A 15,643-nucleotide genomic window follows, 5' to 3' on the forward strand; every position below is an offset into this window, starting at 1 on the left:
GGATTCCAGCCTGATTAATCTTGAGGTGTTGAAGCCGCGATTAATTTTTCGCGGGTAACCGCATGACGCGGTAAATCGGCGGTAATACGGCCATCGGCCATCACCAATACGCGATCCGCCAGCGCCATCACTTCATCCAGTTCCGATGAAGAGAACATCACTGCCAGACCCTGTTGGGCCATTTTGCCTATCAGGTGATAAACGTCCGTTTTGGCGCCGACGTCGATGCCGCGAGTGGGCTCATCGAGAAAAACAACCTGCGGCTTTGTCATTAGGGCTTTACCTAACACCACCTTTTGTTGGTTACCCCCGCTTAAAGACGTAATGGGGAGTTCAGGATCACTGACTTTGATAGCGAGCTCGCGAATCATCTCTTTGACGCTGGCGTGTTCTTTTTGCGGGTTCAGCCATTTCCATGCCTGGCGAAAACCTTTCAGGCTAAAATCCGATAAGGTCATATTCGATTGAATCGACATAATCTGCACCACGCCTTCGCCCTGTCGGTCCTCGGGAACTAACGCCAGGCCTTTTTTTAGTCGGGCCTGGAACTGGGCTTTGCCAAGATTTTCGCCATTAAGATGCACGCTGCCGTTCTGGCAAGGCATCAGCCCGACCAGGCCTTTAAACAATTCCGTGCGCCCGGCACCCAGTAGGCCATAAATACCAATCACTTCCCCTTTGCTTAGCGTGAAGCTCACATCGTTGAGCTTATAACCGCCGCTGGGGTGTAGCGCCGTCAGACCTTCAACGGCAAGTACCGCCTCGCCCTTCTGCGCGGGCTGATAATCGAAATATTTTTTCTTGTCGCCGACCATCTGTTCGATAATCCAGGGAATACTGGCATCGCTGACATTGCGTTCACTGATAAAACGTCCGTCGCGGAAAATGGTAATGTGATCGCCAATTTCCATCAGTTCTTCCAGGCGATGGGAAATATAAATAATGGTGACGCCGCGCCGTTTAAGCTGCGCAATAACGTTAAACAGAATTTTGACTTCTGACTGGCTCAGGGCAGAGGTGGGTTCATCCATGATTAATACGCGAGTGTCCTTTGAAAGCGCGCGCGCAATTTCAACCAACTGCTGGTGTCCGATACCTAATTCACCCAGTTGAGTGTAGGGATCGACATTCAGCTCCAGCCTCTCCAGTAATTTTTTGGCTAACTCATATTGATAGTTTTCGTTGATCTTCCCTTTCTGAAAGAATTCGTTAGCCATGAAGATATTATCCATGATGTTCATGTTCGGGAATAAATTCAATTCCTGAAAAATAATGCTGATCCCCTTCTTTTCGGCCTGGTGAGTTGAATTAAGGGTAACAGGGGCACCATCAAGCATAATTTGACCGGAGGAGGGCGTCTCAACGCCAGCAAGCATTTTCATCATGGTGGATTTACCTGCACCATTCTCACCGATCAGAACGTTTACTTTATTTCGATAGACCCGGTAATTCACGTTATCTAAGGCTACGACGCCTGGATACACGCGGGATAACTCCCGGGTTTCGATAATAACTTCAGATTCGACTGGTTGGGGAGTGACGAGATCTTGCTGTTGCATATTATTGCCCTCCCAAACGAACAATTTTCGCTGGCGTAATAGCAGGAATGGTTTGCGGAATATCCCAGGCCGAGAATACGCCATAAACCTCGGTAGCTTCGCCCGGCTTAATTTGTGCCGTTTGAACCATTTTTACCGCATGTTCGTTAATCGCCTGGCCATATTCGCCAAACAGAACCTGATCGTTAAAGTCCTGATAGCTCGCCCCCTGATAACCGTCGCGCAAGAGCGTGCCGCGTAGCGTTGGGCCAATTTGCACCACGACATTGCTGCCGCTGGTATCCTGAATCGTCATTTTTCCGCTACGAGAAGTAGAGTCAATATGGGTGATATTGCCTTCAACCTTGACGTAAAAAATGCACGGATTCTCATCCTGAGCGCGATAACCTAATGTTTTACAAGCGCTATCTATATCTTTAGCCGCGCGCAAGGCGGTCATTAACTCGGCAACGGGACGGGCACGAGAAACGACCTGGGGAACCACTTTGTCTTGCCACGTCTGATCGATATTCGCCATGTGCGGATTGGGCGGGGATTTAAGATCGGCCAGCTCTTGCTGAGAGACAATGCGGCAACCTCCGAGCGCAAGAACGGCCAGTGCCAGCCAGGTTTTTTTATACATAATTCTCTCCTATGCGCCCCCGAAGGGGCGCAACAACCCGAACTCAGGATTTGATATTGAAGTCCTGAACTTTGTCTGCATTGTCTTTGGTAATCAGAATGCCGCGGAACATAACGCGTTGTTTCGCCGGTTTTTCACCTTTTTGCAGGTAGTTATCAAGGTCGGTAACCCCTTGCGCGGCAATAGCCTGAGCCTGGAGCATCACCGTGGCTTGCAGGGTTCCGGCTTTAACGGCATCGCGTTCATCGTTGCTGCCATCAATGCCGACAACCACAACATCGGTGCGATTCGCGGCTTTCAGCGCGGCAATGGCTCCCAAGGCGACAGGGCCGTTGCCGCAAATCACACCTTTCACGTCAGGATGCGCCTGCAGAATGCTGTCCATAATGCGTTTGCCGTCGATCAATGTCCCTTTGGCATCTTGCTTCGCGACGCTGACCATATCCGGGTATTGGTCGATAACCTGATGGAAAGATTTAGAACGGGTGACGCAGTTATTATCTGCAAGGTTACAGGTGAGTTCGGCATATTTTCCTTTTTCTGCCATCTTCTCAACAAATACGTTGGCGACTTCAGAACCGGCCTGGAAGTTATTATGGGTAATTTGTTCAAGAGCGACATCATCAACAGGGATTTCCCTGTTGATTAAGACTATTGGGATGCCTGCTTTTTTCGCTTTCTCAATTGCCGCGACGCTGGCGGTTGAGTCGGCATTATCAAGAATAATCCCCTGAACTTTTTTACCGATGGCCGTATCAATCAGCTCATTCTGTTTTTTTACATCTTCGCCATGCGACAGAATGGTGGTCTGATATCCCAGCTCTTTTGCTTTTTCGCTGGCACCTTTGGCTTCAGAAGCGTAGTACGGATTATCCAGCGAATTTACCATGATCATGATGGTGCCTTTTTCCACGGCCTGAGCAGTAAAAGAAAAAGCGGTCAGAGTAACAGCAGTTAAAAGCGTTAAACGTAATTTCATGACAATGTTCTCTCTATGGTTGTTATTGTCGGGTACGTTGAAACAACGTAAGGCCTGAATATCAAATTTATGGGCAGGGGGCTCCTTTGGTTGATGATTAAGGTTCGTCACACGCGTTGATTCCCTGGTGGGTGTCAGGTGGGCGATGCCGGTTTCCATAATGTTCTGTTCACGGCATGGCGCCACTCTTGCCATCTTTTTTGCAGGCGCTGGTGGCGAGCCATGTCGGGGATAAATTCACTGTGTTCGGTTAAAAAGCCCTTAAGATCGGCAATTGATCCTGGCGTGAGAGCTTTACGGGCGAGCAGGGCGGCACCCATCGCTGAAAGTTCGGCAACATCGCTGCGCATCACCGGGCAGCCCAGCAGATCTGCCTGATACTGCATTAACCAGTCGTTTTTCGTCGGGCCGCCGTCGACCATTAATGCCGTTAAGTGAAAATCATCCTGCTGGCGCATGGTGACAATGACATCGGCGATTTGATAAGTCATTGACTCCAGTGCTGCACGAATCAAATGAGCGCGTTTGACGCCACGGCTCAGGCCGCAAATCACGCCGCGTGCGCTGTCGTCCCACCACGGAGCGCCAAGGCCGGTTAACGCCGGCACAAAATAGACCCCCAGGGTAGATTCCACAGAGGCGGGAAGGGTGTTGAGCTCATGAGCCAGTTCCGCCTCGGAAAGCTCGCTCAGGCCAGTGCTGTCCGCCATCCACGCAACGGCATCGCCGGTATGCGGGATGTTGCCCTCCAGCCCATAGGTGATGCTATCGCCATCGTGCCAGGCAATGGTGGCGGCCAGCGCGTCAATATCGCTTTTTGCCGATTTCACTGGCGCCATCACCGAGGAACCTGTGCCATAGGTGGCTTTAACGCAGCCCGGCTCGCCGAGGGCATGACCAAACAGCGCGGCATGAGAATCGCCCACCATCGCCATCACCGGAATATCATCCGGGATCGCGTTTAGCCCGCGGGTATAGCCAAACAATCCGCTGGAAGGCTTAATCTCTGGCAGCGCGGCACGAGGGATCTGGAACAGCGCCAGCATCTCGTTGTCCCACTGCCCGGTTTGCAGGTTCAGCAACTGGGTGCGCGCCGCATTGGAGTGATCGCAATAGAACGCTTCGCCCTGAGTTAAATTCCACAGCAGCCAGCTATCGATGGTACCGAGGCAAATTTCTCCGCGTTCCGCAAGAAGACGGCCTTCAGGGACAGACTCCAGCAGCCAGCGCATTTTTGAGCCAGAGAACAAGGGAGCAATCGGCAGCCCGGTGGCAGTTTTAATTTGCTGCTCTTTGTTCTCGCGACGCAGTTCATCGCAAAAAGCGGCGCTGCGGGTGCATTGCCAGGAGATGGCGGCGTTAATCGGTTTACCGCTCTGGCGATACCAGCCAATGGCGGTTTCGCGCTGGTTGCTGATAGCCAATGCGGCGACGTTTTCTGCGCCAACATGTTCAACCGCTTTGGCGATAACCTCGAGTGAGGCCTCGACCAATAGCTCTCCCGACTGCTCGACCCAGCCGTCACGCGGTGTTTGAATGGCTAGCGGCTGAGAGAATTTCGCCACGATATGGCCGCGGCTATCGAGCACGACGGCCTTGGCGTTAGTGGTACCCTCGTCCAGTGCAATGATGAACTCTTTACGTATTACCTGCATTCGGTAGTCTCCTGAGTCACACTTCGTCCTGGCGCGGAGGGGAAGAGTAGGGACCCCCTGATCGCACGGCTTCCTGGCAAGCCATAATGTGACAATTCGGTTTCAGTTATTTAATCACTGAATATATATTCGATAGTGACTATTTATTTAACACCTTAGCCAGAAACTTCCCGTCGGGCTACAGGCAAAGTTATCAATTGTGCTGGCAATCACACTTATCCGATCGGTGAAGCTTGGAGATGGTAGTGAAAGAGGGTGAGGGGTTATGCAGCTATAGTATTGAAGTTTATTGTTTTTTTAAAAAACCTTTACGCTCGAGATAAAGCGTAAAGGTGGTGGGAAAGTGTTTGGGTGGGGAAGTTAACCGGTGATAAGCAGGCGTGCAGTTGGATAATCCGTGATTAATACATCGATATAACCACCTGAGAGCGCGCCTTTGATAGCTGCAACCTTATCGGCGCCACCGGCAAGGGCAACCACATTCGGGCACTTTTTGACTTTATCCAGCGCCATGCCGATAACAGGATCTTCATCATCGCGTAACACAGCCTGGCCGTTTTTATCGTAGTAATGCAGACAAATATCGCCGACCGCCCCGCGTTCCGCCAACACCTGCAGCATATCTTCGTGGTAGTAGTTGCCAGAAGTTTTGAGCAATTGTGAGGGTTCGAGGATGCCAATGCCTACGATGGCAATATCCACTTCATCAAAGCGAGCAATCACATTGGCGACATCTTTACTGGCAACGAGACGATTTTTTTCCTCCGTCGAGCCTTCAATGCTCTGGGAGGGGAGCAGCCAGGCATCACAGTTCAGATGTTGCGCCAGGGTCTGGGTGAGGATGGTAGCCTGTACGTTACCGTTCGGCCCCACGCCACCCAGCAGTTGAATCACGCCGTTAGCCTTCAGGTTTTGAGCGTGAACTTCATCGACCATGGCACGGATTGTTGAGCTCCACGAAGAGACGCCAATCAAATCTTTCGGGCGTAACCGCGTTTCCAGATAGTGGGCTGCGGCAGAGCCGATGGCGCGCTTAATGGTGTGATCGCTGGCGTCCTCTTCGGTATCCACCACGATGGCTTGTTTAATTCCGTAGCGATCCTCGAGACCTTTTTCAAGATTCAGGAAAATATTCGATGGCTGAACAACGCTGATTTTGACCACGCCTTCCTTTTGACAACGCGTAATCGCTCGGGAGACAAATGACTGAGAAAGCGAGAGAATTTGAGCAATATCGGACTGCTTTCGTCCTTCAAGATAGTAAAGCGTGGCAATCTTAACTAATAGCCGTTGTTCATCCTGCTTAGCCATATATATCCCCGAAAATCATTTACGTGCAGCCATTATGTTAGAGCTCTTTATCATACGCGAAAAGAAAAGACATTTAAGTGTGATGGATATCTAACTTTCACCAATACTCAAAATCAGCTATGGACAAAAACAGAACAGCGATCGCATAATTGAATAAAGAATCATTGTTGAATATATATTCATTGATGGTTCAAGGTCAACTGAAACAGTATCCAGGCGCAGACAGGCCTGGTGGTAAGGAGGCAGAATGTTCCTGAGTATGATGCAGCAGCGGAAGCCTTGCGATGCCTTGTCTGGGGATGTCTGGTTTTTTTTAGTCCCTGGTGGAATAAATATTCCAAGTTGAAAATAAATTCAGAGGTATTAAATGAATCCCTATAGCTATGATGTCCAGGCACTTGAGCGTAAAGCCCGCGCCATACGTCGCCATATCGTCAGATTAAATGCCAACAGCCCTGCCGGTGGACATACCGGAGCCGACCTGTCTCAGGTTGAACTGATTACTGCGCTCTACTTTCGAATTCTGAATGTTGCGCCGGATCGTATCGCTGACGATCAGCGCGATATCTACATCCAGTCCAAAGGCCACGCCGTGGGTTGCTACTACTGCGTGCTGGCCGAAGCGGGTTTCTTCCCCATTGACTGGTTGGAAACTTATCAGCATGCGAACTCCCACCTTCCTGGTCACCCGGTTCGCCAGAAAACGCCGGGTATCGAACTCAACACTGGTGCACTGGGCCACGGTTTGCCTGTTGCGGTGGGGCTGGCGCTGGCTGCGAAAAAAAGCAACAGCGCCCGTCGCATCTTTTTAATTACCGGCGATGGCGAACTGACAGAAGGCAGTAACTGGGAAGCAGCATTGGCCGCAGCGCACTACGGGCTTGATAACCTCGTCATTATTAATGACAAGAACAATCTCCAGTTGGCAGGGCCGACCCATGAAATTATGAACACCAATCCGCTGGCCGATAAATGGAAAGCCTTCGGCATGGCGGTAACCGAGTGCCAGGGAAATGACATGGCGTCGGTGGTCGCGACGCTGGAAGGCCTGAAACAGGAAGGCAAACCTAACGTTATCATCGCCCATACCACGAAAGGCGCCGGTATTTCCTTTATCCAGGGGCGTCCGGAGTGGCACCACCGGGTACCGAAAGGCGAAGAAATTGCACTGGCACTGGAGGAACTGAAAGATGAGTAATGCAGAACATCTGGCGAGCGTAATGGTTCAAGCGTTTATCGATGCGGTTGAACGCGGTGTAGATCTGGTACCTGTGGTGGCCGACTCAACCTCGACGGCAAAAATTGCTCCCTTTATTAAACAATTCCCAGGCCGCCTGGTTAACGTAGGGATCGCCGAGCAAAGCATGGTCGGAACGGCTGCCGGCCTGGCGTTGGGCGGAAAAGTGGCGGTGACCTGTAACGCCGCGCCGTTCCTGATTTCTCGCGCCAATGAGCAAATTAAGGTTGATGTTTGCTACAACAATACTAACGTCAAACTGTTCGGTCTCAATGCCGGGGCCAGCTATGGCCCGCTGGCGAGTACCCACCATGCGATTGACGATCTGGCGGTGATGCGCGGTTTCGGCAATATTCAGATTTTCGCGCCCTCTTCTCCGCGAGAATGTCGACAGATTATCGATTATGCCATCCGTTATCAGGGACCGGTTTATATTCGCCTCGACGGTAAGGCGCTGCCGGAACTGCATGACGAAAATTATCAGTTTGTGCCAGGAGCGGTGGTGACGCTGCGCGAAGGTGGAGACATTGCGCTGGTGGCAACCGGGTCGACGGTGCATGAAGTTGTCGATGCTGGGCAGAGGCTGGCCGACATTGGGATCCAGGCCACTGTTGTCAGCGTTCCTTCAATCCGTCCTTGCGATACAGCTGCGCTGTTGGTGGCGTTGAAGTCATGCAAAGCGGTGATTACGGTGGAAGAACATAACGTGAATGGCGGGTTGGGTAGCCTGGTAGCGGAAGTGCTGGCCGAAGCGGGTGTCGGCATTCAATTGAAGCGTCTGGGTATTGCTGATGGCGAATATGCGGCGGCGGCCGATCGCGGCTGGCTGCGGCAACACCACGGTTTTGATGCGGCATCTATTGCTGCGCTGGCGCAGAACATGCATTGATTCTGCTATGAAAACCGGCGCGGGCCACCGTGCCGGTTTTTGCTTTTATAACGTACAAAAGCATGCTCAGTAGCCGGCTTCAGACCCACGTAGCCCATATTCCAAGAGCGTTAAGCATGAAGTCATTCATTACTAATACTGCTTTCCTGCGAGAATGTTTCCTTCAATAAATCAATAAATGCTCTTAATCTTCCGGTGACATATCGTCTGCTGGGGTAGAGGCACCATAAAACCAACTCTGGTTGTTCACTCACGCCCAGATAAATTAACCTGCTGGCTTTGATGTCATCCGCGACCAAAGCTTCTGGCAGCAGTGCGGAACCGGCTCCCGAAAGTAGGGTAGAACGAATGATAAACGGAGAGGAGATATATAATTCTGTGTTTACAGTGAAATTTCGTTTTTCTCCATCCAAAAGCGTACTGATTTGATTGGGTTTCCAGTGCGTGCCAATACTGATAAAAGGCAGCCCCGTGCTATTGTCACCCTGGGCCAGTTGTTCTCTATATTGCGGTGAAGAAACAAAGACTAATTTCTCTGTGAATATTTTTATACCCACCATATCTTCATCCACATTGGGGTTTGAGCGAATCACGGCATCGAAACCTTCGCGAATAGGGTCAACCAATCTGCTGTCGGCAATGAGTTCAAGTTCAACCAAGGGATAAAGCGCTTTATAACGGGCGGCCAGTTTGCCCAAGGCATCGAATGCGATAACGGGAGGAACGCTAATCCGCAATTTTCCGGATGGGCAAGCCGTTTGCTCCATCATGTCGGTTTTTATGTCGTTAAGCTCGTTGACCAGAGGCTTGATCCGCTCGAACAGCATGGTTCCTTCAGCGGTCAAGGTGAAGCCGGTTTTTGTGCGTTCAAACAAGCGCGTTTGCAGTTCATCTTCCAACTGACGGATCCGGCGTGAGATAGAGGCTTTCGGCGTCATTGTCGCTCGGCTTGCCGCGCTAAAACCCCCGTGTGTAATCACGCTTATGAAGTCCTGCAATGCATCCATATTCATGTGCTGTCTCATTTTTGGTTCAAGCTGTCCATAATTTAGCATCTTATTAATTATTATTGATACAGGTACAGTTGGAAAATAGCTTAGGAGATGAAACATGAATCAGCAATTTGCAGCAGTTATGTACAGTTATGGCCCTAAGGACACGATTAAAATCGAGCCCATCAACAGGCCTCAAGTCTCTCCGGGTAAGGTCATTGTGCAGATCTCGGCCGCAGGGATTAATCCATTGGACTGGAAACTGCGTGACGGGGTACTTAAGTATCTGTTTCCCCTAACGTTGCCCTGCGTTCTGGGAGGCGAATTTGCAGGGAAAATCGTTGAAGTGGGGGATGGCGTCACCACCTTCAACATTGGTGATCGAGTTATAGGGAAGCCTATTAACCGTGGGGCATTTGCCGAAACTATAGAAATTACCCCGGATCAGTTAATACTCACCCCCGATGATTTAGACGACAGCATCGCTGCAACACTGCCGGTTGCCGGCTTGACGGCTTGGACGGGGTTATTTGATATCGGTGAGCTCAAGTCAGGGCAAAGGGTTTTGATTCAGGGCGCGGCCGGCGGAGTGGGCTCTTTGGCGGTTCCTTTGGCGCATCGCGCCGGGGCAACGGTCATCGCGACGGCTTCGCAAAAAAACAGGGATTATGTCAAGTCGTTGGGAGCCACAGAGGTCATTAACTATAACGACCCCGATGCATTATCAGCGATAAAGGACGTTGACCTCGTTCTTGATTTGGTTGGTGGGAAATCCCTGGCGGCTCTTTGGAATACCCTGGCGCCAAACGGCAGAATGGTCAGTTCAGTTGCGGTTGATATCGCAGAAAACCAACCGGGAAGGGGGCTGTTTTTTCAAATGAAATATGATCGTGCCGTATTGAGCACTATTGCAAAAGATATTGCCAAGGGTGAAATTCCATTTTCGCCTCCCCGGGAGTTTGATTTAACGGATATATCGTTAGCTTTAGATTCCGTCAAGAGCGGTGGGAGTCGGGGCAAGGCCGTTATACGCATGAAATAATTGATGGTGTAAGTCATTATGCTCATTTTCATGTCGAGGAAATAGCAGCCATCAGCGTATAACCGCTTACTTTATTATTGAAATACAGTGTCCTGTATAAAGGGGAAAAGAATGACCCGGGTTATCCAATTTTATAATGTCGGTGAGCCAGATGTCCTGAAAATTGTGGACGTGGATCTCCCCCCGCTCGCCGTCGATGAGGTCAGCATTAAGGTGAAGGCTATCGGTTTGAATCGGGCAGAGGCACTCCTGCGTCGCGGTAAATACGCTTTTCCTCCGTCATTTCCGCAGCGAATGGGGTATGAGGCAGCCGGAGTCATCGAGGCCGTGGGGGCAGAGGTACAGGGCTTTGTCCCGGGGGATGCGGTGAGTGTTATCCCGTCACTGTCGATGGCCGAGTGGCCCACCTATGGCGAAACTATTCACTTCCCGGCCCGTTACGTTGTTAAGCATCCGGAAAATTTATCCTGGGAGCAGGCGGCCTCGGCGTGGATGCAATACATAACGGCGTACGGTGCGCTGGTTGATGTGGCAGAAGTGACCGCTGGCGATTATGTCCTGGTAACGGCCGCTTCAAGTAGCGTTGGTATTGCAGCGATCCAAATTGCAAACATGCTTGGCGCTCGGGTGATCGCCACCTCAAGAACCGAATCTAAACGCCAGGCGTTACTCGATATCGGGGCGACCTGGGTGGTCACTTCTCAGGGGGAGGAAAGGGTAGCCGAAGTCAAAGCGATCACGGGGGGTAGGTTGCCGCGAGTGGTCTTCGATTGTATTGGGGGGGAGGGCGTGATTGGGCTATGCGAGATGTTGGCACCCGGGGGCGTGCTAATAGAGTACGGTAACCTCAGTGGTGAAAACACCCCTTTCCCGGCGAGTTTGGCGATCCCGAAAGGTCTGACAGTCAGGGGATTTGCCTATAGCGAAATTGTAGGAAACGCGGCACGCCTCGCCAGAGCAAAAGCTTTTATTCTGGCAGCGCTGAGGAGTGGCGAATTAAAGCCGGTTATAGCGAAGTCCTTTATGTTTGATCAGATAGTGGCGGCACACCAATATCTCGAAACGAACGCTCAGTTAGGCAAAATTGTGGTCACTGTTTAAGCGAAAGCTAACCCTGGCCATTGTCATCAGGAGTCAATAATGCAAAAAGACAAAGAAGTCGTCGCCGTTATTACGGGATCAAGCAAGGGGATAGGTAAGGGGATCGCGAAGGAACTTGGACGACAGGGCGCAATTGTCTATGTTACGGGTCGTGAGCTGGAGTCTGTCGAACAGGTCGTCAGTGAAATTACCCGTGCCGGCGGTCAAGGTGTAGCGGTGGTTTGCGATATGTCCGACGATGAGCAGATAGCCCGCCTGTTTGAACGGGTGGAGCAGCAGCACGGCTATCTGAATATCCTCGTCAATAATGCCACGACGCTTAACAGCCAAATGGGTGTGAAACCCTTTTGGGAGGCCACCAGCGAACTTGCCAATATACTGGATGTGGGTTTGCGCTCTCATCATATTGCGACTTGGCATGCGGCGCGCTTGTTGCTGGCCGGTGGCTGCGGGTTAATCGTCAATGTCTCTTTCTATGCCGATGCGAAAGTACATGACCCCGCCTATTACGCCTCAAAAGCCGGCCTGGATAAATTGGCCGCGTCCTACGCCGAGCATTTCGCCCCTTTTAACGTCTCTGCCGTATCACTATGGCCCGGTTTCGTTGCCACAGAGACGATGCTTGAGCTTGCCGATGCAGATCCGAAAACGCGTGAGCTTCGGGACACATTGGGATTTGAAAGCCCTGAGTTCTGTGGGCGCGTTGTTTGGGCGCTCTTTAGCGATCCGAACTTAAAAGCGTTATCAGGGTACACATTATTGACGGCTGAACTGGGCGAGCGTTACGGTATTATCGATAACTCTGGGCATATCCCCAAATCCTTACGTCACTTATATGGCAGCCCTCCCGCCGAGCACGATATTATCCCCTCGTTGCGAAAATGAAGCGAAAAAAACACATATCATTTTGATTACAAACATAATAACTCTGTGGCGGTCGAAGTGATGTTAATCACAAAACTTGTCGCCAGTATTTAGGGGGGCGATGAGGAACAGCATCAAGCAGGTAGCGGAAGGTATTGAGGGCGGGGACGAGTTCCCCCGCCCCCGAAGCGTTGTCATGACGTGTTTTACCCGGAAACTAGATGATAATGACACTCTTGCCTCTGGCTCCCCCGTTTCGATTTGTCGTCAGCGCTTTTGCTGCATCAACCAGAGGGATTTGTCGTTCAATAGTAACCTTGAGTTTTCCTGCCGCGACGCTGGCTAACATCAGCGAGAGATCTTCTGCTGTTGCTTTCGTTTCGAAGTTTCCGCCTCGTAGTTCACGTTCGGTCAGTTGGCTGTCCTGAGCTGACCAAATCGTACTGAGCGCAATCCCCGTGGAACGGACATGAGACGTGTATCGAGAGAAGGTCACTGCATCGCTGGTCAGGTCAACCAGCGCATCAACGCCTTTCGGGTAGTGCTCATCAAGCCAGCTATCAATCGACAGTGTTTGGTAATCGAGCGTTTCGCTTGCACCGAGAGCCCGCATGTGGGATTGCGCGTCTTGCCTGGCAGTCGCTATTACCCGCAAGCCTTTCATAACAGCCAACTGCGTAAGGAAGGAGCCGACGCCCCCCGTAGCGCCAATAATCAGCACCGTGCTGCGTGGGGCAAGATCGAGCCGTTGGCTGAGTTGTAACGCCGTGATACCGGCGGTCGGCAAGGCCGCTGCCTGCGAGATACTTACGGTCTCAGGACAGGGGACCAGCGTTGCATCCTCATGCAGGATCGCATATTCGGCATGGCAGCCTTCACCCACTTGGCCAAACAAAAATTGCCCAACTACTCGGGTGCCTGGGGTGAAACGGCGTACGCCTTCGCCGATCGCATCGATAATGCCGACGCCATCAATACCCAAGATCAATGGGAACCTGTGCGGCAGCCGGTCCTTGAGCATCCCGTCGGCAATTCTCCAGTCAATGGGGTTGATGCCACTGGCCTCCAGTTTAACCCGCACTTGCCCTGGGCCGGGTTGGGGCTTGGGCAAATCCATTAACTGCGGTTCGGTACCGAAAGATTCAACAGCGATTGCATGCATGATCGCGCCCCTTTAGTGAACAGTGATGGGTGGATGGAGGTGATTTCACCTCGTGGTTTTGCTGACGGGCCCGGAATCAAGGTGCCAATTTATAGCCGCCATCCACGTCGACAATCGTACCGGAAATCCAACAGGCTTTCGCACTGGACAGGAACGAAACAACGTCGGCAATATACTCTGGCGAGCCGAGGCTTTTTAGGGCCTGATCTTTAAGTAAGGTATTTTTGCCCTCCTGCGTGTCAAACCAGGGGTTAAGCCCGGTATTGATGGCGCCCGGCGAAATCGCATTGACGGTAATACCCCGGATACCCACTTCGCCGGCCAGGTATTTGGTAAATGCCTCGATAAATCCTTTAATGGCGACATAAGCGATAAAACCGGGCACGTAGGTTTTTTTCAGCGAGGACGACAGATTAATGATACGTCCTCCCTCCTGAATGTGCGGCAGCAGTTTTTGAGTCAGGAAAAAAACCGCGCGCAAATTGATATTCAGCATTTTATCAAAGGTCGCAGCGTCCATTTCTTCGAATGTTTTTACCGGTGCAATTCCCGCGTTGTTCACCAGAATATCGATACGGGTAGAGCCCAAGGCTTGAGAGACCAGATCCCCCGCGTCGGGGTGGGATAAATCAGCCATGATCATTTGCGATACGATCCCGCCGGCCATGCGTATTTCTTCGGCCACCTGTTGAGCCGCAGTGATATTCAAATCATGCAAGATAATGGTCGCGCCATCATGGGCAAGCTGTTTTGCGATCACGGCGCCAATTCCTTGGGCGCTGCCGGTGATCAGGGCCGTTTTATTTTTCAGGGGGAGCGATGACATGAGTATCTACCTCTCTTTCTGATTGTAGTGGGGAAACTCCAGCGAAACGAATGTCAGTACGGGCCATTACTGTGCGCCACAATATCGGGATAAACGGCAGCGATCTGCCACTGTTCGGCGATCAATCCATGTCCATCAATGCGCAATAGATCCCAGAAACTATGGGGTTGTTGATTGATGCTGCCACTGGAATGCACGGCAACGAATTCACCTTCGGCAATAACGTGCAAAACGGCATCATAACGTTTGGTGCTGTTCGCGAGCGCGTCATCCAGCGCCTGGATGCCATCGCCAATGTCGATCTGATGCTGTTTGACGTCATGACGGACGAACTCCCCAAGCCGGTCACGCTGCCCCTCAATCAGTATCAGTTGGACATAATCTTGCCCCACTTGTTGGCTCAGGCTGGTCAGTTGCGGTTGAGTGATGTCGGTGGCTCCATCCAGTTGCCCGCGGCCTGAGACGCTGGCCCTAATTAATGGCACTGAAGCATCCCAGTGTTCGGCAATTTGGCCATTACTGACGCGGAACATATCAAACCCGACCACGGCCTCGCCGCCGGTAAAAACACCATTCAGCCAGTTGTAGTGAACGCCGTGCATGACCGCGAACTCATCATTGCCGATGATACGGACCTGCTCGTAACTGTAATCGGCACGCAGTTCGGCCCCGAGGTCGCGTAACCCTTGCGGTCCATCTTTGACATAAGGGCTGTGTTGACGATAGTGAGGGTTAACATAGGTGGCGATGGCGTTAGGATCGGCCTCCACCATCAGTGCTTGCCACATATTAATGACGACTTCTTTAGCATTCATAATAGGTTCCTTTCATTATCTTAATATTGGGGGTTATCCCTGCTGTGTTACTGGTGCTACCAGACCAAAATCAAGCAATGCGACGTAGGGATCCCAATATTCGCGGTAGTTGGCTATTTTTCCTTCTCTGAGCGTGACGACGGAAATATAGTTCTGAAAGTAGCCTTTGCCGGTTTCTTTAATTATGGCGGTGCCAGTGTAAGTAAACAGGTATTGGCCCGGCACGTCGGTTTTATGCGCCCCCCAACTTTTCGCCGGACCTACGTCCAGTTTCTCCATATACGGCGTCAATGAAGAAAAATAGCGTGTCATGGCGTCTTGGCCTTTGACCTCTTTGAAAAACAGGCCAAAATCTTCAGGCGCAAAAGGGAATTCCCAGCCGCCGTTTGCCGTGAAGTACTGCTGCATGCGGGTGGGATCTTCTGTCCAGCCATTAACGGCCTGGCAGACAAACTCTGCGACTTCATGGGGAGCGTCTGAGCCGCAGTAAACCGTATTTACTGTTTTCATAATTAAATCCTCAAAGTAATAAAAGGGCATGAGCTATTAATTAAGAACGGGCGATTAAGTCGGTAATTTATTTCACTTA

15 protein-coding genes are annotated in these 15,643 nt (G+C 51.3%); 5 read left to right on the forward strand and 10 right to left on the reverse strand.

Translation table 11 applies throughout. The features are described 5' to 3' along the window. Nucleotides 1–14 precede the first annotated feature (14 nt). From ACGS9J_RS06720 to ACGS9J_RS06740, 5 genes are all read right to left on the reverse strand, one after another. Entirely contained in the window at nt 15–1,559 is a 1,545-nt protein-coding gene (locus tag ACGS9J_RS06720) for a sugar ABC transporter ATP-binding protein (RefSeq protein ID WP_442230217.1), read from the reverse strand. A 1-nt stretch (nt 1,560) separates the two neighbouring features. Further along, a complete protein-coding gene (locus tag ACGS9J_RS06725) occupies nt 1,561–2,181 on the reverse strand; it encodes a DUF2291 family protein (protein ID WP_442230218.1) in 621 nt (206 codons plus the stop codon). Between the two features lie 43 nt (nt 2,182–2,224). Beyond that, complete coding sequence (locus ACGS9J_RS06730; protein ID WP_442230313.1) at nt 2,225–3,160, reverse strand: D-ribose ABC transporter substrate-binding protein; 936 nt, start codon at nt 3,158–3,160, stop codon at nt 2,225–2,227. Nucleotides 3,161–3,294: 134 nt separating this feature from the next. After that, complete coding sequence (locus tag ACGS9J_RS06735; RefSeq protein ID WP_442230219.1) at nt 3,295–4,815, reverse strand: FGGY family carbohydrate kinase; 1,521 nt, start codon at nt 4,813–4,815, stop codon at nt 3,295–3,297. 360 nt (nt 4,816–5,175) lie between these two features. Beyond that, entirely contained in the window at nt 5,176–6,126 is a 951-nt protein-coding gene (locus ACGS9J_RS06740; protein WP_442230220.1) for a sugar-binding transcriptional regulator, read from the reverse strand. A gap of 367 nt (nt 6,127–6,493) precedes the next feature. On the opposite strand from ACGS9J_RS06740, the gene ACGS9J_RS06745 reads away from it, so the two are divergent. Next, nucleotides 6,494–7,324: a transketolase gene (locus ACGS9J_RS06745; protein ID WP_442230221.1), complete on the forward strand. Its 831-nt coding sequence runs from the start codon at nt 6,494–6,496 to the stop codon at nt 7,322–7,324. Next, nucleotides 7,317–8,252 (forward strand): transketolase family protein, encoded by a 936-nt coding sequence (locus ACGS9J_RS06750; RefSeq protein ID WP_442230222.1) that lies wholly within the window; start codon nt 7,317–7,319, stop codon nt 8,250–8,252. Before ACGS9J_RS06745 ends, ACGS9J_RS06750 begins: the two co-directional genes overlap by 8 nt. 122 nt (nt 8,253–8,374) lie before the next feature. On the opposite strand, the gene ACGS9J_RS06755 is transcribed toward ACGS9J_RS06750, so the two are convergent. Beyond that, nucleotides 8,375–9,265 carry a LysR family transcriptional regulator gene (locus tag ACGS9J_RS06755; protein ID WP_442230223.1) on the reverse strand — a complete coding sequence of 297 codons (891 nt, stop codon included), beginning with the start codon at nt 9,263–9,265 and terminating at the stop codon, nt 8,375–8,377. 97 nt (nt 9,266–9,362) lie between these two features. Between ACGS9J_RS06755 and ACGS9J_RS06760 the strand changes: the two genes are divergently transcribed. From ACGS9J_RS06760 to ACGS9J_RS06770, 3 genes are all read left to right on the forward strand, one after another. Beyond that, the gene (locus ACGS9J_RS06760; protein ID WP_442230224.1) at nt 9,363–10,286 is read left to right on the forward strand and encodes an NADP-dependent oxidoreductase; all 924 of its coding nucleotides are present in this window, start codon (nt 9,363–9,365) and stop codon (nt 10,284–10,286) included. Between the two features lie 111 nt (nt 10,287–10,397). Beyond that, nucleotides 10,398–11,387, forward strand: coding sequence for a zinc-dependent alcohol dehydrogenase family protein (locus ACGS9J_RS06765; RefSeq protein WP_442230225.1), 990 nt, complete (start codon nt 10,398–10,400; stop codon nt 11,385–11,387). A gap of 39 nt (nt 11,388–11,426) precedes the next feature. Continuing rightward, complete coding sequence (locus ACGS9J_RS06770; RefSeq protein WP_442230226.1) at nt 11,427–12,272, forward strand: SDR family NAD(P)-dependent oxidoreductase; 846 nt, start codon at nt 11,427–11,429, stop codon at nt 12,270–12,272. A gap of 196 nt (nt 12,273–12,468) precedes the next feature. Here ACGS9J_RS06770 and ACGS9J_RS06775 read toward each other — a convergent pair whose 3' ends face one another. The 4 genes from ACGS9J_RS06775 to ACGS9J_RS06790 form a co-directional block, all read right to left on the reverse strand. Beyond that, entirely contained in the window at nt 12,469–13,413 is a 945-nt protein-coding gene (locus tag ACGS9J_RS06775; RefSeq protein ID WP_442230227.1) for an NADP-dependent oxidoreductase, read from the reverse strand. 76 nt (nt 13,414–13,489) lie between these two features. After that, nucleotides 13,490–14,239, reverse strand: coding sequence for an SDR family NAD(P)-dependent oxidoreductase (locus ACGS9J_RS06780; RefSeq protein ID WP_442230228.1), 750 nt, complete (start codon nt 14,237–14,239; stop codon nt 13,490–13,492). Nucleotides 14,240–14,292: 53 nt separating this feature from the next. Beyond that, complete coding sequence (locus tag ACGS9J_RS06785) at nt 14,293–15,054, reverse strand: nuclear transport factor 2 family protein (protein ID WP_442230229.1); 762 nt, start codon at nt 15,052–15,054, stop codon at nt 14,293–14,295. Nucleotides 15,055–15,087: 33 nt separating this feature from the next. Continuing rightward, on the reverse strand, nt 15,088–15,564 hold the full coding sequence (locus tag ACGS9J_RS06790) for a nuclear transport factor 2 family protein (protein ID WP_442230230.1): 477 nt from the start codon (nt 15,562–15,564) through the stop codon (nt 15,088–15,090). Between the last annotated feature and the right edge of the window lie 79 nt (nt 15,565–15,643).

It is taken from the genome of Serratia quinivorans (genome assembly GCF_052113645.1).
In the GTDB taxonomy this organism is placed as follows: Bacteria; Pseudomonadota; Gammaproteobacteria; order Enterobacterales; family Enterobacteriaceae; genus Serratia; species Serratia quinivorans_B.

What these genes read in the sequence shown, in the direction of transcription:
- ACGS9J_RS06720 (WP_442230217.1), bottom strand. Translation starts at nt 1,559, where the DNA reads ATGCAACAGCAAGATCTCGTCACTCCCCAACCAGTCGAATCTGAAGTT.
- ACGS9J_RS06725 (WP_442230218.1), bottom strand. Translation starts at nt 2,181, where the DNA reads ATGTATAAAAAAACCTGGCTGGCACTGGCCGTTCTTGCGCTCGGAGGT.
- ACGS9J_RS06730 (WP_442230313.1), bottom strand. Translation starts at nt 3,160, where the DNA reads ATGAAATTACGTTTAACGCTTTTAACTGCTGTTACTCTGACCGCTTTT.
- ACGS9J_RS06735 (WP_442230219.1), bottom strand. Translation starts at nt 4,815, where the DNA reads ATGCAGGTAATACGTAAAGAGTTCATCATTGCACTGGACGAGGGTACC.
- ACGS9J_RS06740 (WP_442230220.1), bottom strand. Translation starts at nt 6,126, where the DNA reads ATGGCTAAGCAGGATGAACAACGGCTATTAGTTAAGATTGCCACGCTT.
- ACGS9J_RS06745 (WP_442230221.1), top strand. Translation starts at nt 6,494, where the DNA reads ATGAATCCCTATAGCTATGATGTCCAGGCACTTGAGCGTAAAGCCCGC.
- ACGS9J_RS06750 (WP_442230222.1), top strand. Translation starts at nt 7,317, where the DNA reads ATGAGTAATGCAGAACATCTGGCGAGCGTAATGGTTCAAGCGTTTATC.
- ACGS9J_RS06755 (WP_442230223.1), bottom strand. Translation starts at nt 9,265, where the DNA reads ATGAATATGGATGCATTGCAGGACTTCATAAGCGTGATTACACACGGG.
- ACGS9J_RS06760 (WP_442230224.1), top strand. Translation starts at nt 9,363, where the DNA reads ATGAATCAGCAATTTGCAGCAGTTATGTACAGTTATGGCCCTAAGGAC.
- ACGS9J_RS06765 (WP_442230225.1), top strand. Translation starts at nt 10,398, where the DNA reads ATGACCCGGGTTATCCAATTTTATAATGTCGGTGAGCCAGATGTCCTG.
- ACGS9J_RS06770 (WP_442230226.1), top strand. Translation starts at nt 11,427, where the DNA reads ATGCAAAAAGACAAAGAAGTCGTCGCCGTTATTACGGGATCAAGCAAG.
- ACGS9J_RS06775 (WP_442230227.1), bottom strand. Translation starts at nt 13,413, where the DNA reads ATGCATGCAATCGCTGTTGAATCTTTCGGTACCGAACCGCAGTTAATG.
- ACGS9J_RS06780 (WP_442230228.1), bottom strand. Translation starts at nt 14,239, where the DNA reads ATGTCATCGCTCCCCCTGAAAAATAAAACGGCCCTGATCACCGGCAGC.
- ACGS9J_RS06785 (WP_442230229.1), bottom strand. Translation starts at nt 15,054, where the DNA reads ATGAATGCTAAAGAAGTCGTCATTAATATGTGGCAAGCACTGATGGTG.
- ACGS9J_RS06790 (WP_442230230.1), bottom strand. Translation starts at nt 15,564, where the DNA reads ATGAAAACAGTAAATACGGTTTACTGCGGCTCAGACGCTCCCCATGAA.